The organism is Pseudonocardia sp. (genome assembly GCF_035305885.1).
Lineage (GTDB): Bacteria > Actinomycetota > Actinomycetes > Mycobacteriales > Pseudonocardiaceae > Pseudonocardia.
Map to the genome: position 1 here is coordinate 154,733 of NZ_DATGOP010000110.1, position 23,710 is coordinate 178,442.

General features: G+C 76.5%; 5 protein-coding genes. All 5 read right to left on the reverse strand.

Features of this window, described 5'->3' with window-relative positions; all coding sequences use genetic code 11:
- Positions 1–59 precede the first annotated feature (59 nt).
- Positions 60–19,853, reverse strand: a complete 19,794-nt coding sequence (locus VKZ81_RS23375) for a preprotein translocase subunit SecA (RefSeq protein WP_324243792.1) — start codon at positions 19,851–19,853, stop codon at positions 60–62.
- Between the two features lie 355 nt (positions 19,854–20,208).
- The gene (locus tag VKZ81_RS23380; protein ID WP_324243793.1) at positions 20,209–22,599 is read right to left on the reverse strand and encodes an excinuclease ABC subunit UvrA; all 2,391 of its coding nucleotides are present in this window, start codon (positions 22,597–22,599) and stop codon (positions 20,209–20,211) included.
- A 34-nt stretch (positions 22,600–22,633) separates the two neighbouring features.
- Complete coding sequence (locus tag VKZ81_RS23385) at positions 22,634–22,846, reverse strand: hypothetical protein (RefSeq protein ID WP_324243794.1); 213 nt, start codon at positions 22,844–22,846, stop codon at positions 22,634–22,636.
- 2 nt (positions 22,847–22,848) lie between these two features.
- Positions 22,849–23,271 carry a VOC family protein gene (locus tag VKZ81_RS23390; protein ID WP_324243795.1) on the reverse strand — a complete coding sequence of 141 codons (423 nt, stop codon included), beginning with the start codon at positions 23,269–23,271 and terminating at the stop codon, positions 22,849–22,851.
- A gap of 5 nt (positions 23,272–23,276) precedes the next feature.
- The coding region (locus VKZ81_RS23395; RefSeq protein ID WP_324243796.1) for a helix-turn-helix transcriptional regulator at positions 23,277–23,710 on the reverse strand (434 nt) is incomplete at its 5' end.

The following is a 23,710-nucleotide window of genomic DNA, read 5'->3' on the forward strand; positions in this document are numbered from 1 at the left end:
TCCCCGGCTCGGTCGTCGGTTCCGCCCCGGATTCTGCCGCCCGCGCAGCCGGCCGCGCATCAACCGCCACCGGTGCCGAGCGGGCGCGGCGCGCCGGGGCCGAGGGGCGCCGGGCCCGCCCGCAGCACCGCCGTGGTGAGGTCGTCACGGCCACCCGCGGCGCGGGCGGCGTCGGCGAGCGCGCGGGCGGCCTCGGCCGGGTCGATGCGGGCGCGGCCGGAGAGCGTCGCCGCGAGGGCCTCCGCGCTGGGCAGGTAGCGCCACAGCCCGTCGGTGGCCAGCACGACGAGGCCGGGCACGTTCGGGGCGAACGTGGTGACGGTCGGCGCGGGGCGGTAGTCGCTGCCCGCCCAGCGGGTCATGACCCCGCCGTCGGCGATGTCCCCGCCGCGGGAGTCGTCGTCGGTCAGGGTCTGCCCGGCCTCGCCGCGCACCAGTGGCAGGTAGAAGGCGCGGGCCGTGCCGGCGTGGATGGTCGTGACGGTTCCATCCGCGCCGACGTGGGCGGCCAGGTAGGCCACGGCGCCGTGCCCGCGCTCGGGGGTGTAGCCGCTGGTGAGGGCGTCCAGGCCGGCCTGGTGCGCATCGAGCAGGGCCTGCGCCGGGGTGCGGGCGGCCCGGTCGGTGCGGGCCAGCTCGGCGCGGAACGCCGTGGCGAAGTCGATCGCCGCGAACCGCGAGGCCGGGTAGCTGAACACGCCGTCCACGACCAGGGCGACGCGGTCGCCGTTCGGCAGTACCAGGAGGGTGGCGGCGTCCTGGTTGGTGCGGTTGCCGAGGCCGCGGCGGGTCGCGACGGCCACGTCGGCGCCGGTCAGGTCGTCGTCGCCGTAGGGGTGCTCGACGCGGTCGCGGTGCGGGACCAGCGGGGACACCCCCGGCGCGGGCATCGCGACCTCGTCGAACAGGTCGGGGTGCGCCGAGCGCAGCGCCTTCGCCGCGAGACGGGCCTTCTCCATCACCCGCATCCCGCCGATGGTGCGGTGCAGCTGCGACGCCCAGCCGTAGTCGCGGTCGATCGCGTAGCGCTCCAGCGACAGGCGGGCCTCGGCCAGCGCCGCGTCCCGCTCCGGCCCGGGCGGCAGGCCGTCGAGCCGCTTGCGGACGGCGTGGAGCTCCTCGGTGATCTCGCGCAGCCAGTGGTCGGCCGTGGGCGGGAACGGGTCGGCGCCGGGCGCGTGCCGCAGGGTGCGGTCGGCGCCGCTCAACGCGCGGTCCACCTGGTGCGGGTGGGCCCCCACCGCGCCCAGCGCGGCCGCGGCGCGGCGCTGGGCCTCGCGCAGCCGCCCGTACTCCTCCACCTGCACGTGGCGGGCCGCGTGCAGCAGGCCGGCCGCCTCGACGGGCATCCTCCCGCCCGGGTCCTGCGCGGTGAGGAGGTCACCGACCCGCAGCGCCCGCAGGTAGAGCCGGTCGGAGGCGTCGGTGCGGCGCTGCAGCGCCGCCAGCGCGCGGCGCTGCCGGCTCGGGGTCACCCACTGCTTCAGGCGCGCCACGGCCAGGTCGCGCACGCCGCGGGCCAACCGGACGGGGGCCGCGGGGCGGTCGGGCGGCAGCGGCCAGTCGCGCGCGCCCGCCGAGTGCCGCATCCGGTACGCGAGCCCGGTCAGGCGGCGCGCCGCGATGCCCGCGTCGTCGATCCAGCCGTCGCGCCAGTGGCGGAACGCCAGGTCACCGTTGCGCAGCAGGTCGTGGAGCGCCGCGACGGCGGCCCGCTCGGCGTCGGTGACGCCCGCCGGCCCGAGCCGCGGGACGGCGAGCGCGACGAGCTCGGCGCCGCCCGGCAGCCGCGACGTGTCGAACAGCCACGCGTACGTGGCGTCCGCCCGCACCGCGTGCCGCAGGCGCGGCCGGGCCGCCCGCCAGAGCGCGGCCAGGTCGGCCGTGACCCGGTAGCCGCCGGCAGCGTCGGCCTCCAGCGCGCCCATCTCGGCCAGGGCGGAGAGGGTGTCGGCCCAGCCGGTGCCGCCGTAGCGGGCCGCCAGCTCGGCTGCGGTCGCCGGGCCGCGTAGGCCCGCGAGCAGCAGCAGCCGCTCCAGCAGGGTGTAGGGCACCGGGTTCGGCGGGACGACGACCGCCCTGGCGATCGCGGCGTCCCACCGTTTCCGCACCTCGCGCCGGTGGGCCCGCGTGAGCTGGACCTCGATGCTGAGCTGCGCGGCCGAGCGCAGCACCCGCATCCCGGCCGCGAGCTGGCGCATCTCGACCAGGCGCGCACGGGTCGCGGCCGGGTCGCCCGCCGCGAGTCCCCGCTCCTCGGCGGCCGCGGCGTCCGCGGCGCTGCGGGCCCGCTGGTCGGCCAGCTGCGCCACCAGCTCCAGCGGGTCGCGGCGCGGCTTGCCCATCCCCACGAGCTCGAACTCCAACGCCGCCAACGCGGCGCGCGCCCGCTCGAGGTTCGGGTGCCCGTCCTGGTCGGTGTCCAGGTAGTGCTGCTTGAGCACCTCGAGCAGCACCTTGCGCGGACCGGCCAGGTACTCGGCCCGCAGCTCGGTGCGCTGCTTCGCGTGTTCGGCCAGCCGGGCGCGCCAGGTCCGGTGGCCGGGTGGAGGCACGGACCCGCCCGCGGCCGCGGCGAACTCGGCCCACAGCTCCTGGCCGAGCATCCGGTGGAAGTCGACGACCGTCGCGTCGCCCGCCCGGCCGGCGCTGCGCAACCGGTCGGCCACCAGCGCGAGGGTGGCCGGGTCGGCGGCGAGGATCGGTACCACCAGCGTGATCGTCCGGACGTGGTGGGCCCGCCGCTCGTGCGCAGCGCGCTGCTCGTCCCACAGGGCCTCGAGGACCTTCCGGTCCGCGGGCAGCGGGTCCCACTCGTCCAGCGGACGGTGGATCTCGGCGGGCATCCGCCGCCACAGCCGCCTCGCCAGTCCCTCGGCCAGGCTGCGGTCCAGCTTCTCCGGGGCGGGGCTGGGCCACCCGAACGCGGCGAGCAGGGCGTCCAGGTCCCGCCGGTAGTCGCTGACCCGCTGGTGCAGGCGGTCGCCGCGCCACACCCGCCACCGGGACGGCCGCTCGGGCGAGCGCAGCGCGCGCTTGCTGCGGAAGCCGTAGTAGCCGTTGCGGAACTCGTCGGCGTCCCGCCACAGCTTCCCGATCAGCCACACCGAGGTGGCCATCACCGCGAACCGCGTCAGCACGGTCGGGAGCGAGTTGTCGTGCGTCTCGATCCACGCGCGGTCGACCCAGGCCAGGTTGATCACGATCGCCGACAGCCCGGCCAGCACGGGGTCGAGCGCCTTGCGCCGCAGCAGGCGGGTGTCGACCGGCGAGAAGTTCGTGTAGTCGAGCCCGGCGGCCAGCAGGCGCCGGATCCGGTCCCGGCTGCCGCCCGACTCAGCCGCGTTGCGCTGGGCCTCGAGCGACTTCCGCTTCACGATCGGCGCCATGACCCGGCCGACGAGCACGTTGGCGTACTCGGCGATCACCGTCGGCGAGGCGTACACCACGGTGGCGACCAGCACTGCGTTGATCAGATCGCCCCACGCCCCCGGCGCCGGCCCGCCGCCGAGCGTGCTGATGACGAACGCCACCGCCGCCGAGAGCGTGCCGGACACCGCCGCCTTGATCAGCCTGGTGCGCGCGACGTCCTTCTGCTGCAGCACCGAGCCGGTGATGCCCGCGACGACCGCCGCGGCGATCGGCCACAGCCCCACGTAGCCGGTGACCAGGTCGAACGCCCGGGCCAGGCCGAGCGCGGCGGTCGCGGTGTAGGCGGCGACGGCCGACGCCCACGCCGCCGCCCGCGGCCTGGTCTGCATGCCGGAGCTGCGGTTGACGTGCTGGCGGCGCAGCACGTACCGGAACACCAGCCCCGCCGTGATCGCGGGCACGAGCAACGCCTTGACCCCGAACAGGCCGGGCTGGTCGGCGAACACCGGCCAGTGGCGCCGCAGCAGGTCGGCGACCGGGTCGGCGGCGACGGCGGCACCGAGCCCGCTCATCGACCAGAGCGCGAGCCGCCCGGCCTGCGCCCGCAGCCCGCGCGCGAGCGCGCGCAGCGGCGGGGCCCGCGGGTTGCCCGGCGTCCACACCGCTCGGACGGCCGCGGGCAGCGCGACCCCGGCGACGATCGCGCCCGCCGGCACCGCCGCGGCGCCCACCTCGACGACCCCGAGCACGCCGCCTGCCAGCAGGCCGACACCCACACCGACGCCGAAGGCGGTGATCCGCACCCGCCGCGGCCGCACCCGGTCCGCGACCGGGACGTCCAGGCCGAGTCCGGTCCAGATCCGCATCCGCACCCCGGCCAGGCCGTGGCCGCGCGCCGCCCTGGCCATCCGCCGGTCGGCCCGCTCCGGTGCCACCCCGGCCTCGATCGCGACCCGGGCGCCGCGGGCCTGCGCGGCGGCCAGCGCCCGTTCCGCGGCGGCGCGCGCGGCCACGGCGTTCGGCACCGCCGGGTGCGCCTCGGCGAACCGGCTCGCCACCACCGCGAGGACGCGGTCGAACGACACGCCGGTCCGCGGGGTCCCGGCCGGCGGCTGGACCCGGGCGGGGTCGAGGAGGGCGGCCCGGTCGAGCAGCCGACGGACCGCGCGCTCGGTGAGGTTCAGGTCCCGGGCGATGAGCCGGGCGAGCTGGTCGTCGGTCAGCCGGGCGCCGCGTGGCCGGGCCGAGTTCACCACCGACAGCCAGCCGATCCAGCCGAGCTGCTCGGCGGTGACCGCCCGCGCCGCCGCCCGCTGCTCGCGGCGCAGCAGGCGCTCCGCGGCACCGACCGCCGCCCTCGCCCGGGCCACGACCCGGACCTGCGCGCGCAGCACCGGGCCCGCGCGCACCCACGTCACGAACCGGTGCCGGCCGTGGCGCAACCGGGTGCCGGTCGCCCGGATCGCGGCACGGGCACGCTGCCACGCGGCGGCGAGCGCCGCCCCGACGACCCGGCGGGCCTCGACGACCCGCACGTGGACCCGGTCGACCGCGGCCCGGCCGCGGGCCGCGGCGCGGGCCCGCAGGTCGCGCAGCTGCCCGGGCACGAGCACCGCCCGGGCGTGCAGGCCGCTCGCCCGCCACCGGTCCCGCAGCTGCCCGGGCCACCCGCGGACGGTGCTCCGGTGCCGCACCACCGCGCGCACACCGAGGACGGCGGCGGCGACGCCCGTGGCGAGGAGGGCGCCGATACCGAGCACCGTCCACCCGCCGCCGTCGGGCGCGGCCACCGGCGGCTGCGCCGGGGCCGTGGTCGCGCCCGGCGTCCCCGACGGCGTCGGCTTCGGCGTGGGGGTCGGCGTCGGGGTCGGGGTCGGGGTCGGGGTCGACCGATCGTCCGCGGCCGGCGTGCCGGGCACGACGAACCGCTCGCCCACCCCGATGTGGTCGCGGCTCGCGCGCGTCGGGAACCGGCCGCCCTGCGCCTCGGCGAGCCGGTCCGGGTCGACGCCGAGCCGCGCGGCGATCTCGTCGAACGTGTCGCCCGGCTGGACGCGGTAGCGGTCGTCCCACTCCGCGGGGATGGCCAGCCGCTCGCCGATCCGGATCAGGTCGCGGCTCTCCCGCGTCGGGAACCGACCCGGGTTGGCGTCCACCCACGCCTGCTCGGGCACGCCGAAGGCGCGCGCGAGCCCGCTCAGGGTGTCCCCCGGCTGCACGACGACCCGGCGCGGCGCGGCCGAGGCCTGCTGCGCGTGGGTCGACGAGCCGGTGAGCGCGCCGTCGACCACGACGACCGCGCCGGGCCGCTCGGGCGCCGTCACCGGCGAGGTGGGCTCGCCCACGGCGAGCAGGCCTGCGGCGCCGGCCAGCGCCGCCGCCGCGACCACCCGGCCGAGCACACGCCGGATCGACGGCCCGAGCCGCGGCACGCCGACCCGCAGGCGCGGAGCCGTGGCCACCGCGACCGCGGCGACCGCGGTACCGGCCGCGAGCAGGTTCGTCCCCGGGAGGCCGGTGGGCGTCAGCACCGCGGAGAGCAGGCTTGCGCCGACCAGCGCGGCGGCCACCCGCCGACGCGTCAGCGGGTCGTTCCACAGCGGGGTACCGATGACCAGCCGGTCCGTCCACCGCCGCGCGGCGAGGCGGGTCGCGGCGGGTGAAGTGGTGGAGCGGGCCGCGGCCGGCGGGCCCCGGTTGCGCAGCAGGTGGACCGCGGTCGGCACGGCGGCGCCGAGCACGGCGCCGACCACGGTGGACCCGGCGACCACGACGCCGGCCGCACCGGCCAGCGCGGCCGCCCCGCCACCCGCCGCGCCCGCCGCGGTCGCGGCCCCGGCGACCAGGTGGGCCGGGAACCGCCGCCGATCCGTCGGCGCGGCGGGCTCGTCCGCCGGGGCGGCGGTGCCGGCGGAGCGGGCTTCGACGTACGCGTCCAGCACGAGCAGCGCGACCCGCTGGCCGAGCCCGGGGCCCGGCGCCGGCAACCGCAGCGCACCGGACCCGGCGGCCACCAGCTGGGCCAGCTCCTCGTCACTCAGCGAGCCGGCGCGGGCCTCGGTCAGGAGGTCGAGCGCCTCGACCGGCCAGGCGGCCCGCTCGGCGGCGTCGAGCGGCACCGTGCGCAGCACGTCGGCGAGCAGGGCGAGCGTGTCGATCCCGGCCGCGGTGCGCAGGTCGGCGATCCGGCCGTCGGACACCGGCGCCGTCGGGTCGTACGGCTCGCCCGCGGCGATGTGCAGCGCCGCCACCAGGTCGTCGTAGGTCCAGTCGGTCCGCGCCGCGAGGGCCGCGGCCCGGTGCCGGTCCCGCGTGTCGAGCCGGTCGGGGACCGCGACCCCGGCGAGGGCGCCGCGCACCGCGCGGGTCGCGGCGGCGCTCATCCCGAGGTCGGCCAGCTCGTCGAGCGACATCGCGGCGAGCTGCGCGACCGAGGTGACGCCCGCGCGCACGAAGGCCCCGTACCCGGGGTCGCGGTGCCGCGCCGGGAGCAGGCCGACGAACTCCTCGATCCGGTCCGCGCGCTCCCACAGCGACGCCGCCTCCGCCGGGTGCAGCCCGTGCAGCTCCACGGCGCGCAACTCGTCGCGGACCCGTTCCCACAGCCCGTCCGCGTCGGCCGGGTCGGTGACCCCCCGCTCGGTGAGGACGCGCGCCACGACCGCGGTCCGGGTCGCCTGCTCGGTGCGCACGTGGCGGCCCGCGGCCTCCCGCGTGCCGAGCAGCGGGTTGTTGCGCGTGGCCCGGGTGAGCTTGTCGACCACGACGCCCGGGCCGGTCCAGCGCTGGGGGTTGGCGGGGTCGGGCACCGGCAGGAACCAGCCGAGCTCGCCGACCGGGATCCCGAGCCGCTGCGCGATCAGGCCCTCGGGGAGGCCGGCGACGTAGTCCAGCAGGGCCTGCAGCTCCCGGTCGCTCAGCGAGGCCAGCCGCAGGCGCTCGGCCGGGTCGCCCCGGTGCACCTCCACCGGGCGGCCGCGCCGCTTCGCCTCCTCACGTTCGGCGAGCAGCTGGGCCGCGACCGCCGCGGTCGCGGCGAGCTGGTCGGCGTCGGCGCCCAGCAGGTCCTGCAGCTCGCCGGCGCGGCCGACGGCGTTCGCCTGCCGGGTGAGCTCCGCGATCCGGTCGTTCACCGCGGCCAGGTCGGCCTCGGTGTACCGGTGGGGCTGGAAGGTCCGCTCGGGCAGGTGCCGCGCGATCGTGGCCGCCGCCTCGAGTTCGGGCCCGGTGACGGCGTTCTCGACGTCGAACCGCTCCGCGAGGTCGCGCAGCTCGCGGTTGAGCTCCGCCGACAGCCCGGGGACGTCCTGCCCGGCCCGCAGCAGGGCCAGCTGCGGCAGGTCGATGCCCGCCGGGTTCGCCGGGACCGCCGACCGCTGCGTCGGTGGCGGGACGCCCTGCGCGTCGAGCACTCCCCGGGCAGGCGAGCCGCGCCGCCAGGACGGCCGCTGCACCGCCACGCGGGCCCGCTGCGCGCCGCGCTCGGCACGGACGGCCAGCTCGGCCTCCTGCCGGGCCAGCCGGAACAGCGCGTCGACCGCGGCGGAGTCGACCCGAAGCGCCCCGTCGTCCGCCGCGCGGGTCGCGCTGAACTCGCCCTTGCCGACCGGCTGCAGGACGGGATCCTCCAGCGACCGGTGCAGCGTCGAGCTGCCGTTCTCGCCCTGCCGGCCCGCCCGGCCGCGGCCCTGGTACTCGACGCGCAGCGACTCGGGGAACTCGGTCAGCACCACGTGCAGGCCGCCGGCCTCGTTGATCGCGTCGTGCCGCAGGCCCTCCGCCTCGATCCGCGCGGCGTTGAACAGGCCCTCGTAGCGCGGGTCGGCCGGCGTGATGCCGGGGTGGTCGCGCTCCATGATCCGGCGCGCCAGCGGCGTGGCGTCCCCGCCGAGCTTGATGTCGATGCCTCGGCCCGCCCGGTTGGTGGCTACCGTGACCTGGTGCCATCGGCCCGCCTCGGCGAGGATCCTGGCCTCCTCCGCCGGGCTGGTCCGGGCGGTCAGCACGTTGTGCTCGATCCCCGCATCGCGCAGCCGCTGCGAGAACCGCGCCGCGTCGCGGATCGACCCGGTCACCACCAGCACCGGCCTGCCGGTGCGCCGCGTCGCGACGACCTCTGAGAAGATGCCGTCCCACTTCTCCGCAGCGGTCCGGTAGGTGACCGTGTAGTCCTTGCGCGCCGGCGGGCGGTGCGGCCGGATGTCGGCGACGCCCTTGCCGTAGTGCTCGCGGAACGCGGCGACGCCCGCCTCGCCGCCGATGGTGCCGGTCATCCCGGCGAACTCGCGCTCGGCCAGGAAGTCGACCACCGTCATCGCGTCGAGCACGCGGGTGGGGCCGAGCACCTCCACGAGCTCGGCGTACTCGATCGCCTCGGCCAGCCCGTCGTGGTAGCGGCGGTCGTTCAGCCGGTGCCCGGTCCGCGTGTCGACCAGGACGACCCGCCCGTCCTCCACGAAGTAGTGGACGTCCTTCTCGATCAGCCACTTCGCGGTGAGGGCGTTCTCGACGTGCCGCTTCAGCGGCTCGTTCGCCTTCGTCGACAGGTTCCGGCCGGTCTGCTGCTCGATGAAGCGGATGCCGTCGTCGGTCAGCGCGACGCGGTGGGGGCCGATCTCGTAGTGGCCGGGGTCGGCCTTCGTGCGCGGCGTCAGCTTCGTCGCGAGGTCGGCCGCCCACGCGAGGTCGCCGAGCGGCGCGCGGCCCCGGGCTGGTGCCGCCAGCACGTGCGGGGTCAGCGCCTCGTCGAGCAGCACCTGGTCGACCTCGTCGATCAGGTGCCACCCGCCGCGGTCGGCGTGCACGGGTCGGCCGCGGCCGTTGCGCGCGCGCAGCGCGTCGAACACGAACTCGCTGACCGTGCCGAGCGTGATGTCGGCCTGGTACGCACGCCGTTTGGCCAGCGTGTTCCACACCGACCCCACCGGCCGCAGCACGCCGGTGCGGATCCCGAGCAGGTCGGCGATCGGCCGAACGGTCCGGGCCGCGGACAGCAGGTCCGTCGGGTTCAGCGCCATCCACTGCACGCCCCTGCCCGCGACGGGCCGCCCCGCGGCGTCCCGGGCCTCGAGCGCGCGCACCACCGCGGCGAGCGCCCCGGCGAGCGTCTTGCCCTCGCCGGTGAGCATCCGGACGATCTGCCCGCGCGCCAGCCCGATCGCGCCCGCGATCTGCTCGTCGTACGGCGCCTTGCCGGTGCTGCGCCGCGACGCCTCGCAGGCGAGCGCCGCGCACTCCGGCATGACCTCCTCGAGCGTCCTGCGGCCGCTGCGGACGTCGTCGGCGATCGCGCGGAACCGCTCCCGCAGCTGCTCGCGGGTGAAGGTCTTGAACCGCTCCCAGAAGGTGCGGACCCGCGCGACATCGTCGGCGAGGTCGTCGAACCTGGTGACGCGCGGTCCGTTCCGGCCCGACGGCGGGGGCAGGTCGGTCTCGAGCTCGTTGACCTCCGTGCGGAAGCCCGCGCTGGGCTTGCGGGGCGTCGGCTCGTCCGCCAGGGCGCGCGGGCCGCCGGCGGCGGGGTTCTCGGTGGCCAGCGGGTCCGGCCCGTCGCCACCGCCCGGCCGCTGCCCACCGCCGAACCGGTCGGTGCCGCGCGGGGCGGGCGTCGGCGACCCGTCGACCGGGTCGGCGGGCCGCGGCCGGCCCGGGGCGGGCGGCTCGACCGTGCGGGTGCCACCCTGCCCGCCCGCCTGCGGCTGCTGTCCGGCCTGCTGCGCCGGCCGGTCCGCGATCGCCGACTCCACGAGGCGGTCGAGCCCGCCGCTGGTGAGCGCGCCGTACTCGCGCGCGCTGAGCCGCCCCTCGGCGATCTGGGACAGCACCGCCGCGCGGTCCGCCGCCCGCACCCGGTCGCGCACCCGGTCCTTGGCCCGGACGAAGGCGTTGCCGCTGCGTGCCTGGACGGCCAGCCCGTTCCGGTTGCGGAGGGTGCCGCCGAACACCACCTGGTCGTATCGGGCGACCGCGCCCGCCCGGTCGACCCGCTGCTGGCGGAAGGCGTGCAACGCCTCGCCGAGATAGCCGAAGCGACCGCGCCCGCCGAGCTGGACGTCGGCGAACAACCCGAACGTCGCGCGGGCGTGCCCCGCCCCGATCTCGGCCGCGGACGCGGCGTACCCGAAGCGCAGCCCGAGCCGGTTGTAGGCGAGCAGGGTGCCGAGCAGGCCGGGCGTCCTGCCGTTGCGCGTCTGGCGCCCGAACAGGCCGTCGGTGCCGACGATCCGGCCCGCGTAGGCGCTGCGCTCCAGGAAGGTGCCGACCCGGGTCAGCCGCGCGGCCTGCGCCTGGAGGGCCACCGCGTCGGCGTACCGGCCGAGCTCGAACGCGGCCCCGGCCCGGCCGGCCGTGACCTCCGCCGCGCCGAGCACGCGGCCCGCGATCGGCGCGACCAGCCCGCGCGAGAGCGCCCCCGCGGCGAACCGCCCGATCGCGAAGTTCACCGCCAGCGGGGCGAGCGCCACCTGCCCGGTCCAGCCCGCGATCCGCATCGAGGCGCCGAACGCCGCGTCCAGCCCGGGCACGCGGGTCACCGACCACGCGGCCCGCGCCGCCGTCAGGCCGGTGCGCAGCCCGGACACCATCGTCGTGCCCAGGCCGGCCGACGCAGCGCCCGCCCCCTTCGCGCCCAGCGAGATGCCCTTGATGACCGCCCCGGCCCCGGCCGCGACGAGCGCGACCGTGCCGACGTCCTCCAGCAGCGTGGAGACCGGCGAGTAGTAGTAGTCGTGGCCGAGGCGGTCCCAGTCGGGGCCGCCGTCCTCGAAGTTCAGCCAGCGGTTGTAGAAGTTCACCGCGCCCTGGGCGATCCCGCCGGTGAACGGGTACAGCCGGGCGTAGTACTCCAGGTCGGACTCGCCCTCCCGCTGCTCGGGCCGGTCGAACCCGACGTGGCCACCGGTCAGGCTGCCGACGAACCCGTCGGAGCCGAGGAAGTCGTACTTGACGCTGTTCCACAGCTCGGTCCCGAGCGACCCGAGCAGCCCGGGGATCGCGTAGACCACGACGTCGCCGAGGTCGCGCCCGAAGTTCTTGAACCACTGCCCGACGGACTTGTCCTCGTGCACGTCCAGCACGAAGAACTCGCCCTCGAGCCCTTCGAACGCCTCCTCGTCGATCCGCTGCGCCTCGCACCGCTGCGCGGCCGAGCAGACCTTCGTCTCGGGGTCGCGCCCCGGCGCCCGCGAGTTCAGGGTGATCCTGTCGTCGCCCTCGGGGTCGATCAGCTGGCCCGCCGACAGCGCGTGCTCGGGCACCGCCAGCCCGACGCAGGTCCCGTTGGCGGCACCGCTCGAGCGGCAGTCGGACAGGGTGTCCCGGTTCGAGTCGACGTGGGTGCTGAACTCGCCGGTGCAGGTGCCGTTCGAGTCGGCGCAGAAGCCGAACGCCACCGCCTGGCCCTGCTTGTCCCGGTCCCCGCCCGCGGCGATGGCCGCCACGGCGAGCGAGCAGTTCCCGGCGACCTGCTTGCCGCAGCTCTTCTGCGAGTCGGCGTTGTTCTTGTCCGCGTCCTGCTGGGCCGTGACGTGCGCGGAGTACGAGCAGGCTCGTGCGTTGCCGCTCTGGCACCAGACCACCGCCTCGACGGTGCGCTGGTCGAGCTCGATCGTGACGTCGGCGGCCACCGAGCACCAGCCGGAGCCGGTCGTGCCGGAGTCGGCGCAGTCGCCCCGCGCGTCGCCCGCGAGCAGCCCGTCGTCCTCGGTCAGCTGCTCGAAGCCGTGCGCGGAGTAGTCGTAGCTGCAGTTCTCCGCCGGCCCGTCGGTGCCGCAGCCCGCGCCGCTCTGCACGTGCGCCGGGAGCCGCACCTGCTCGCCGTTCTCGCCGGTGACCGTGCGCTCCCCGTCGGCGAAGTACTTCGCCAGCGACGACGAGGCGCAGAACCCGCCGGACTGGTTGCAGTCCGACACGCCCTCGCCCTCGAGGTCCTCGCCGTTCACCGACTCGGCCCAGGCGAAGGTGTGGGTCGACGAGCGGGTGCAGCGCGTGCCGCCGCTGTCGCCGGTGCTGCACCGGGCGAACGCGTCGACCTTGCCGGTCTCGGGGTCGTAGGCGACCGACGCGATGGTCGAGCACGAGCCCCACGAGCCCGAGCAGTCGGCGTGGGCGGAGCCCTCGTGCTTCGTGTGCTCGGTCTCGCGGTTCAGCGTGCCCCAGGAGTGGGCCTCCTGGGTGCAGTGCGGGCCCTCCGGGAAGCAGCTGGTCTGGGCGATCACGTGGGCGGGGACGACGTCCGGCTCGCCGTCGCCGTCGGTGTCCTCGCCCGTGGCCGCGGGCACGTGGTCGAACCGGCCGGCCACACCGCAGGTGCCCGAGGTCCGCACGCAGTGCGCGTTGCCGTTCCCGTGGAGCGTGCCCTCGGTCGGGCCGTCCGGCCGCGCCTGACCCGGCCCGGACACCGCCCCGTGCAGGTGCGCCTCGGACTTCGTGCACCCGGTCGCGCCGCCGCCCGCGCAGTCGGCGTAGGCGATGATCTCGCCGGTGTCGGGCTTGAACTCGCCGCCGACGACGGTGGAGCACCACCCGGTGGTGCCCGAGCACTTCGAGACGGCGGTCGCGCCGATCGCGCCGTCCGCGCCGGTGATGGCGGCGTTCGCCTGCGCGCGCTGCGAACAGGTCCCGCCCTCGACGGCGCACCCGGTGCCGACGACCAGCGTCGGCGGGACCGGGTTGCCCTCCTCGTCGAGGCTCGCCTCGTGGAACGCCACCACCCCGACGGCCGAGCAGCTGCCCGGGCCCGCGCCGCTGCAGCGCACGGCGCCATCGCCGGTCAGCTGCCCGCCCCGGAATGAGGCGTCGATGGTGATGTTCGCGTACTTCGAGCACGTGCCGCCCTTGGTGGCGCAGTACGAGGTGGCCTTCAGCTCCCCGGTCCTCGGGTCGTGCGTGACCTTCGAGCCGGTCGCGCAGTACCCGCCCCTCGGGCCGCCGCCCGAGCAGTCCGCGCCCGCGTCGCCGGTGAGCCCGGACCCCGAACCCGCCGACCGCGAGCTCGTCGCGTAGTACGAGTCGCACGACCCGGTGCCCGCGCACCCGGCCTGCGCCAGCGCGCTGTCGGCGTCCACCTCGACGGTGGCGAACGAGCCGCAGGAACCGCCGGTGCCACCGCCGGAACAGCGCGACCACGCCTCGGCGTGCTGACCGCCGACGGTCGCCGACGCCTCGGCGCCGCTGGAGTAGCTCGCCCGGCAGTTCGCCGCGCCGGAGCAGCCCGCGACCGCGTTGGCCCAGCCCTTCCCGGCCGCGGCCTGCGCGAACACCGACAGGCCACCGCCGCCGGGGCCCGAGCCGCCGCCCGAGCCCGCCGCGTGGGCGCGCGCCCAGCTGCGGTGCGTGCCGTCGTCGTAGGACGCCGAGCTCGAGGCCTCGCCCGAGTAGCCCCATCGGCAGTTGGCCGCGCCGGAGCAGGACGCGCTCGCAGCCGCCCACCCCGGGCCCGCCGACGCCGTCGCACTGACGGCGACGCCACCGCCGCCGACGCCGCCGCCACCCGAGCCGGACGCGTACGCCCTCGCCCGGTTGGCGCCGTGGGCCGCCGCGGCCGACGCGGTGGCGCGGTAGGAGTGGCTGCAGCGCACGCCCCGGCTGCCGGTGCAGGAGGCCGCGGCGGAGGCGGCCCCGTCCGCTGCCGACGCCGTCGCGGTGACCGCGACGAAGCCGCCGCCGGACGTCCCCGCCCCCGAGCCGGACGCGTTCGCGCTCGCGCGCGTCCCACCGGACGCGGCCGCGGCCGAGCCGCGGGCCCGGTAGGAGTGCACGCACCCCGAGCTCGGGCTGCCCTGGCACCCGGCCATCGCGACCGCCGCGCCGCGGATGGTCACGGCCTGGGCGGCGGTCGCGCACCACCCGCTGCCCGCGTCGCCGGAGGCCCCGCAGCGCGCGTGCCCGTCGGCGACGGCGCCGCCGGTGCGGCTGTGCGCGGAGCTGGTCGACGAGTAGCCGTGCCGGCATCTCGCCCCCTCGCTGCCCCGGCAGGCCGCGAATGCCTGCGACCCGGCCCCCGTGGCGCCGACCCGGCTCGCGCCCGCGCAGGCGCCGAACGCCGCGGCGGTGCAGTCGGAGCGGGACGTGGCGGTGGTCGTCCCACCCGGCAGGCCGGCGCGCGCCGCGCCGTCGGTGCGGGTCCGGCACCCGGTGCCCACGCACTCGGCAGTCGTCTCGACGAGCCCCTCGGCGGCGAACCCACCGGTCGCCGCGGAGCAGGCGCCCGCGGCGGCGCACGACGCGGTGGACGTGGCGCGCACGCCCGTCCCGCCGTCCGCCGTGGTCCGGCTGGACGTCCGCGTCGCGCAGCCGGTGCCGGTGCCGTTCTCGCAGACGGCCTCGACCGCGGCCGAGGTGACGGAGAGCGGCCCGTCGGCGTCGACGGTGGTGCGGGAGGCGGCGGCGGTGACCTGCGCGAGGCACGCCGTGGTGCCGTCGCAGCGGGTCGAGCCGGTCGCGGCGCTCGCGCTGCGCCTGCCGGCCGGCCCGGCGACGGCCGAGGACGTCCCGGTCGCACCGCCGGTGCACCCGGCCTCGGGGCAGATGACCTGCGACGCGGCCTTCGCGGCGCCGGTGCGGCCCGGGATCGGCGCGCCGTCGGGGTCGGAGAGCCCGGAGTGCGGCTCGGCCGTGGCGAGGGCGTCGCTCGCGACGGCACAGCCGTTCGCGGCGGCGATGCAGTGGGCGCGGGTCGCGGCGCGCCCGGGGGTGCCGTTCGTGGCGCCCGCGGTGTCGGCGCGGCAGGCGGGGCCCTCGCACTGGGCGGCGGCGCTCGACCGCGCCATCGTCGCGGGAGCGTCGGTCACCGGCCGTGCGGCCAGCCTGGCGGCCTCGGCGTGAGCCGTGCGGGCCTCGGCCGCGGCGCGCGCGGCGTCGGCGGCGGCCCTGCGCTGTGCTGCGGTCGCGCCCGGACGGGCGGCGACCTCCGCTGCGGCGCGGGCGGCGACCTCGGCCTCGAGGGCCGTGCGGCGCGCCTGCTCGGCAGCGGTCGTGCGCTCCTCCGCGATCACGTCGGCCACGACCTGGCCGGAGCCCGCGGAGGCGTCGGTCTGGGCGAAGCAGCCGCTCTGCGCGGTGGCGCAGCCGCTGCTGGAGCTGGTGGTCCCGGTCGCCACCGGTGGGCCGCGCGCCCCGCCCGCACCGCTCAGCGCGGTCGGGCCGACGCTGCCGGTGACCGAGGTCCGCGCGGTCCCCGCGCACCCCGTGCCGCCGCTGCAGTCGAGGACGGCCGAGGCCATCGTCCAGCTGGACGCGCCCGGGACGGTCGGACCACCGGAGTTCGCGCTCGAGCCGGGCGCCGTGGAGCCGGGCGGCAAGCCCTGCCGGGGGGCGTCCGGCCTGCGCTCGTCCGCCCCGATCTCCTCCTCCGAGACGTCGGCGTTCGACGTCGACGCGGCCTGCACCAGCGGCAGGATGGTGTTCGCGTCGGGGCCGGACGAGGCGCCCGAGTTCGTGACGGCCTGGCAGCGGCCACCCGTGACGGCATCGCAGGAGCCGGTGCTGCGCGACCCCCGCGGGTCGGCCGACACCGACGGGTCGGTCGCGGTCGCCGCGCTCGACGCGTGCCCGTCGCAGACCCGCTCGCCGGCGCAGGCCACCACGGCGCCCGCGGCGGAGGCCGCCGAGGGCCCGGGGACCAGCCGTGCCGCGTTGACCGGCTGCCCGCCGGAGAAGGCGAGCGCGGCCCCCGACCCGGTGGAGGCGAACGAGCTCGACGCCGCCTGGCAGCCGGCCGTCCCGCCCGCACAGCTCGCCTCTCCGGCCGACGTGCGCGGGACCCCGCCGGCCACCGCGCCGTCCCACGCGGAGGTGGAGGTGCGCACCGAACCGGAGCAGGCCTCGGAGGCGCAGACGACGGTCCCCGACGACGACGCCACCGAGGACGGCCCGCTGGTCGGCTGCCCCGGGAGCGGGCGGCCGGTCACCGGGTCGACCGCGACGAAGTCCGGGGCGGACGACGCCGACGAGGTCGTGGTGCCCGCGCAGGCACCGCCGGTGACGGTGCACTCCGCGGTCGCCTTCGTACCCCGGGCGTGCGGGGACACCGCGGTGTCCCGGGCGCTCGTCGCGGACTCCGCGGTCCCGTCGCAGGTCCCGGCGCCGCCCGCGCACTCCACCCATGACTCGGCGGTCGACACGCTCACCGGGCCGGACACCGGTGCGACCCCGGGGATCGCCTCGCCGGTCGCGGGTTCGCGGTCGGTCACCGAGGTGGCCGACGAGCTCGCGCAGCCGCCGTCGCCGTGGACGGTGCAGCTCGCCTCGCCGGTGCTGTCCCGCATGCCCGCGACGTCCCCGGTCGCCGCGCCGGTCGTCCGGACCCGGGCGGACCCGGTGCAGGTGGTGGCGTCGCAGTCGGCGGCGGCGTCGGCGGTGCTCGACGCGGAGAGCTCGCGGCGCGGGTGTCCGAACGCGTCGGCCGTGGTGTCGTCGGCCGGGGCCGCCCGGTCGCGCACCTGCGAGGTCGCGCCGGCGGCGCACCCGCCCGCCGCGGTCGTGCAGCCGGTCGACGCGCTCGTCGTGCGGGTGGCCCCACCCGCGGTGGCCTTCCCGGTGGTGGCGCCGGACGCCGATCCGGTGCAGCCCGCACCGCAGTCGACGCTCGCGCGGACCGAGCTGGACGCCGCCGCATCACCGTCGGTCAGCACCGCGTACCCGACCGGCCCGATCCCGGCCTCGCCCTCGGTGAACGAGGTATCGGTGCCGGTGCGGCTGCTCGCCTCGCACCCGCCGCCGGAGACCTCGCAGGACGCGGTGCCGGTGCTCGCGCGGCTCGCCCCGTCCGACCGCCCGGTCGCGGAGCCGCCGGTCGTGGTCGTCCCCTCGCCCGAGCACGGGGCGCCGCCGCAGTCCACCTCGACGGCGGCCGCGCTGTCGGCCTCGATCTCGTCGGACGAGCCGTCGGCGTCCGATTCGGCGCCGGCCCGGCAGTCACCGCCCGCGACCGAGCAGGCCGCGTCCGCGGTCGTGCTCGAACCGGGCGCCCGCGCCGCAGCGCCGGCCTCGTGCGCGGCCTCGGACCCGCTGCGCGCCGAGCCGGTGCAGCCCGCCCCGCAATCGACCTCGGCCTCGGAGCGGACCTCGCCCACCTCGTCCAGCTCCACCGAGCTGGAGGTGGCGCAGTCGCCGCCGTCGCACCGCGCCGACGCGGTCCCGCTAGCCCGGCCGGCGCCGAGGTCGGTGCGGTCCCTCGCGCTCACGGCGTGCGCCGCGGCGTCGTCGTCGCGGTCGCTGCCGGAGCTGTCGCTCGCGCAGGAGCCGTCGGCGCTCTCGCACTCCGCGGACGCCTCGCGCGGGGTGGCCCGGCTGCGTTGCTCGCACTCACCGGTGCAACGGGCCGACGCCCGGGTGGCCCCACCGTCGTCCGCCCGGCTGGACGCGCTGCTGCGGCAGCCGCGCTCCGCGCCGCTCATCGTGCAGGACGCGGACGCCTCGTTGTCGCCCGACCTGCTGGACGCCCCGCACCCGGAGGACACCCCGGCGAGGCAGACCGCGCGGTCGACGTCGCGTTCCCCGTCGGCGGACTCGCTGACCGACCCGCACTCGGTGAACGCGCCGTCCGACCCGCAGCCCGCGGCCGCGCCCTCGCCGTCCAGGTCGTCGTCGGACACCGCGTCCGGGTCGCGGCCGGTGGCCTCCATCAGCTCGTCGGTGGCCTCGTAGACCTCGGCGCGCCGCTCCTCGTACGCGGCGACGTTGCGCCGGTGGTCCTCCTTCCCGACGGCGCCGTCCGCGACCTCCTTCTTCTCGGCCTCGAGCTCGCGCTCCCGCTCGGACAGCTCCTCGTGCCCGTCGACCACCTCGTCGACCAGCTCGGCGCGCTCCGGTGACAGCCGCGCCCGGTCCTCCTCGTAGCGCCGCTCCAGCTCGCGGTGCGCGGCGGCCTGCTTCGCGTAGTCGGCCTTGGTGGCCTTGCCCGCGGCGACGCCCTTCTTGGTCCGTTCGAGCTGCTTCTCGCTCTGCTCGACCGCGATGCGGCCCTCGAGCACCCGCTCGGTGCGCTCCTGCGAGTCGTCGTGGTCCCGGTCGGAGTCCTCGTCGTCGTCCCGGTGCTCGTCGCCGTCGCAGTCGTCGTCGCACTCGTCGTCGCGGGATGCCCGCAACGCCGTCGTCGTCATCCGCTCGGCCGGCGGGCCGCGCGGGTCAGCCGACGGGCGCTGCCCCGCGCGCGTCCGCGCATCGGGGTCGGGCGCCCCCTCGTCCGCGCGCCGGTCGTCCGCGGAGTCGCGGACCGCCTTGCGGACCGCGTCGACGACCCGCTTGCCGTCCTCGGCCGCCTCGCCCGCCCGGCGCACCGCGGCCTCGACGGCCTTCTCCACCCGCTCCTCCGCCCGCTCCACGCCCCTGCGGACCGCCTCCTCGTCCCCGTCGGCGGCCTCGCGCACCTCGTCGACGGCGCGCTCGACGAACCGGCGCACGGCCTCGTCGGCGTCGTCCGTCCGGTCCTCGCGGGCCCGCTTCCGGTCGTCCCCCTTCCGGGACGAGGTGCGCTCGGCCCGGTCGGAGTCACGATCGCGGTCCCGGTCACCCGCCCGCTCGGTCATCTCGTCGCGGACCTCGCGCGCGAGCTCCACCCACCGCTCGGCCGCGTCGCGGGCCGCGGCCCGCACCCGCTCGCGGTCGGGGCGGTCGCCCGAGCGCGCACGCACCCGCTTCTCGGAGCGGTCGCGCCGATCGTCGTCCTCCGCGCGCTCGTCGGTCTCGCGGTCGGTGCCTCGCGCCCGCTCGCCGCCTCGCGGGCGGCTGCGCTCCCGCCCCTGCGGCTCGTCGGTCGGCTCGCGCTGGCCCGCTCGCACCGCGCGGCGGCGGTCGCGGTCCTCGTCGTCTCCGGAATCCGCGTCGGCCGACTCCCGCCGGTCCCGCTCGTCGTCATCGGTGCGGCGTTCGGACCGCTTCTCGTCCTCGGCGCCGTCCCGTTCGTCGGAGTCGGAGCGCGACCGCTTCTCGCGCGACTCCGCGTCGTCGGGCTTGCCCTCCTTCGCGGACTTCCTCGACTTCTTCTCGCGCTTGTCGTCCGACTTCTCCTCGGACTTCTCGTCGCGCCCCTTCTCGGGCTTTTTCTCGGACTTCTTCTCGCGCTTCTTCTCGGACTTCTTCCCCGATTCCTTCTTGCGCTTCTCGTCGGACTTCTTCTCCGATTTCTTCTCGCGCTTCTTGTCGCGCTTCTCCTCGGACTTCTTCTTGTTCTCCGACTTCTCGTCCTTCTCGTCGTCGGATCCCTCGTCGTCGCCCGAATCGCCGGAGTCCCCGCCCTCGGCCGCGCGGGTGCCGGCCGCCTTCACCACGCCCGCGGCCGCCGCCTGGACGGGGATGGTCGCGGCGGCGGCCGCCGGGGCGGCCGCGAGGAACGCTGCGCCGAACCACAGCACCACGACCGCGCCGGCGAGCGCGAGCGTCCAGCGGACCGCGCACCAGACCCGGTCGACCGCCGAGAGCCGCAGCACGGCGACGTCAGCACGCGGGGCGGGGCCGACGGCCCCGCGCGCACACGCTGACACCCGATCCATGACGAGAGCTCCAGGCAGTTCGCCGCCGCACGCGGCCCGGAAGAAGGGGGAACGAAACGGTGGCCGCGAGAAGGCGCGCCACCGGATCGGGCCGGCGAACTGGGCTCCCACCGCACGTCGCGCCCGTGGCAAGCGACCCGCGGGGCCCGGCTCCGCCGCACCCGTCGGCCCACCCGTGCAGCGCCTGCCCGTTGCGACTGGGTCAGCAACCGGCGGCGCCACAGGGCGTGCAGAGGGGATGCTGCAGGCGCCGGGCGACGAGAGGCGATCAGAAGATCACCGAGCAGGCGGCGGCCAGGTGAACATCAGGTGCACCCGTCCGGACAAGCTGGGTGTGAGCGGGCCGTCAGGCTCCGACGTACTGCGCCAGGTGCTCCCCGGTGAGCGTGGAGCGGGCGGCGACGAGGTCGGCGGGCGTGCCCTCGAACACGACCCGGCCACCGTCGTGGCCCGCGCCGGGGCCGAGGTCGATGATCCAGTCCGCGTGCGCCATGACCGCCTGGTGGTGCTCGATCACGATCACCGACTTGCCGGAGTCGACGAGCCGGTCGAGCAGGCCGAGCAGCTGCTCGACGTCGGCCAGGTGCAGGCCGGTGGTCGGCTCGTCGAGGACGTAGACGCCGCCCTTCTCCGCCATGTGCGTGGCCAGCTTGAGCCGCTGCCGCTCCCCGCCGGAGAGGGTGGTGAGCGGCTGGCCGAGCGTGAGGTAGCCGAGCCCGACGTCGGCGAGCCGGCCGAGGATGGTGTGGGCGGCGGGGGTGCGCGCCTCACCCGAGCCGAAGAACTCCAGCGCCTCGGTCACCGGCATCGCGAGCACCTCGCTGATGTCGCGGCCACCGAGCTTGTACTCCAGAACCGACGCTTGGAACCGCTTCCCCTCGCATTCCTCGCAGGTGGTGGAAACGGTCTCCATGAAACCGAGCTCGGTGAACACGACGCCCGCGCCGTTGCAGGTCGAGCAGGCGCCCTCGGAGTTGGCACTGAACAGGGCCGGCTTCACGCCGTTCGCCTTCGCGAACGCCTTGCGGATCGGGTCGAGCAGGCCGGTGTAGGTCGCCGGGTTGCTGCGGCGAGAGCCGCGGATCGGGCTCTGGTCGACCACCACGACGCCCTCCCGGCCCGCCACCGAGCCGTGGATCAGCGAGCTCTTGCCGGACCCCGCCACGCCGGTGACCACCACGAGCACACCGAGCGGGATGTCGACGTCGACGTTCTGCAGGTTGTGCGTGTTCGCGCCGCGCACTTCCAGGGCGCCCGACGGCGTCCGCACCGACGGCTTGAGCGAGGCGCGGTCGTCCAGGTGCCTGCCGGTGACCGTGCCGGCATCCCGCAGCCCGGCGACGTCGCCTTCGTAGACGACCTCGCCGCCCGCGGAGCCCGCGCCGGGGCCGAGGTCGACGACGTGGTCGGCGATCGCGATGGCCTCCGGCTTGTGCTCGACCACGAGCACGGTGTTGCCCTTGTCCCGCAGCTGCAGCAGCAGGTCGTTCATCCGCTGGATGTCGTGCGGGTGCAGGCCGATCGTGGGCTCGTCGAAGACGTAGGTGACGTCGGTGAGCGCCGAGCCGAGGTGGCGGATCATCTTGACGCGCTGCGCCTCACCGCCGGAGAGCGTGCCGGAGGGCCGGTCGAGCGAGAGGTAACCGAGCCCGATGTCCACGAACGACTCCAGCGTGTCCACCAGCGCCCGGACCAGCGGGGCCACCGACGGCTCGTCCAGCTCGCGCAGCCAGGCCGCGAGGTCGCGGATCTCCATCGCGCAGGCGTCGGCGATGCTGATGCCCTTGATCTTCGACGACCGCGCCGCCTCGTTGAGCCGGGTGCCGCCGCAGTCCGGGCAGGGGGTGAAGGTCGCGATCCGCTCGACGAACGCGCGGATGTGCGGCTGCAGCGAGTCGATGTCCTTCGACAGGTAGGACTTCTGGACCTGCGGGACGAGGCCCATGTAGGTGAGGTTGGTGCCGTCGACCTTGATCCGGGTGGCCTCCTTGTAGAGGAGGTCGTCGAGCTCCTTCTTCGTGAACTCGCGGATCGGCTTGTCCGGGTCGAAGAAGCCGCAGCCGCGGTAGATGCGGCCGTACCAGCCGTCCATGCTGTAGCCGGGGACCCGCACCGCGCCCTCGTTGAGCGACTTGTTCTCGTCGTAGAGCTGCGTGAGGTCGATGTCGGACACGGTGCCCATGCCCTCGCAGCGGGGGCACATGCCGCCGTGGTAGACGGCGCCGCGCACGACGGTCCGCTCGCCCTTGCCCTTCTCGGTGATCATCGACCCGCTCGCCCGGCGGGTCGGGACGTTGAACGAGTACGCGATCGGGGGCCCGGCCGACGGCTCGCCCAGCCGGCTGAACAGGATCCGCAGCATCGCGTTGGCGTCGGTCACCGTGCCGACCGTGGAGCGGGGGTTCGCGCCGAGCCGCTCCTGGTCGATGACGATCGCCGTCGTGAGCCCCTCCAGCAGGTCCACGTCCGGCCGGTCCAGCCTCGGCATGAAGCCCTGCACGAACGCGCTGTAGGTCTCGTTGATCAGCCGCTGGGACTCCGCGGCGATCGTGTCGAACACGAGCGAGCTCTTGCCGGACCCCGAGACGCCGGTGAACACGGTCAGCCTGCGCTTCGGGATCTCGACGCTGACGTTCCCGAGGTTGTTGACGCGCGCTCCGTGCACGCGGATCACGTCATGGCTGTCAGCGACGTGCAGCGCTGACGATGCGGCGTCGGTTCGCGTGGCCGTGGTCATCGACACTCCGTGGTCTTCCGAATCTGGGGCGCGGTCAGGTCTCGATCTGGGCCCGTCGACGCCGCCGGTCGGTGTACGGCAGTGCGAACAGGTAGAGCCCGGTTCCCATGAGCAGGGCGAGCGGGAACAGTGGCAGGTAGAACACCCAGAAGGGCAGGATCCCGGTCACCGCGACGAAGCCGACGAGCACCGTGAGGGTGAACGCGATGGACGTCCCGCGGTGGAGCCGGCGGAGGTTCGCGCCCATGGTCAGCGCACCTCGAAGATGCGGATCATGTTGCCCGCGGGGTCGCGGAGGGCGCAGTCGCGCACGCCCCACGGCTGGTCGGTCGGCTCCTGCACGACCTCACCGTTGCCGTCCGTGACGCCGGCCTGCAGCCGCTCGAAGGCGCCGTCGAGGTCCTTGGTGGCCAGGTTGATGCCCGCGTAGGTGCCCTTGGCCATCATCTCCTCGATCGTACGGCGCTCCTCGTCGGTGATCCCCGGGTCGGCCGCGGGCGGGTGCAGCACGATCGACGTCTCCGGCTGGCCGGGCGGACCGACCGTGATCCAGTGCAGGCCGCCGTACTCGACCTCGTTGCGCACTTCGAAGCCGAGGACGTCGCGGTAGAAGGCCAGCGAGGCGGCCGGATCGGTGTGGGGCAGGTAGGCCTGGTGGATGGTGAGGTCCATGGCGCTCACGCTAGGTGCGGCTCGAGCGCGCGTGCTTCTCGATTCCTGATCGGTCTGGTGACCTGCTTCGCCACGCAGGGCGGCATGCCATCGGTGGGGCCTTCGGCCGCGGCCCGGTAGACGCTGGGCGGCACCTCGACCAGCTCGGTGAACCGCGTGCTGAACGTCCCCAGCGACGAGCACCCGACGGCGAAGCAGACCTCGGTGACGCTCATGTCCCCGCGGCGCAGCAGCGCCATCGCGCGTTCGATGCGCCGGGTCATCAGGTACGAGTAGGGCGACTCCCCGTACGCGGCCCGGAACTGGCGGCTGAGGTGCCCGGCGGACATGTTCACGCCCCGGGCGAGCGCCTCGACGTTCAGCGGCTGCGCGTACTCGCGGTCGATCCGGTCACGGACCCGGCGCAGGCGCGCGAGGTCGCGCAGGCGCTCGGCTTCGG

Coding starts and splice junctions, on each gene's coding strand:
- VKZ81_RS23390 (WP_324243795.1), bottom strand. CDS start 23,271: ATGGACCTCACCATCCACCAGGCCTACCTGCCCCACACCGATCCGGCC.
- VKZ81_RS23380 (WP_324243793.1), bottom strand. CDS start 22,599: ATGACCACGGCCACGCGAACCGACGCCGCATCGTCAGCGCTGCACGTC.
- VKZ81_RS23385 (WP_324243794.1), bottom strand. CDS start 22,846: ATGGGCGCGAACCTCCGCCGGCTCCACCGCGGGACGTCCATCGCGTTC.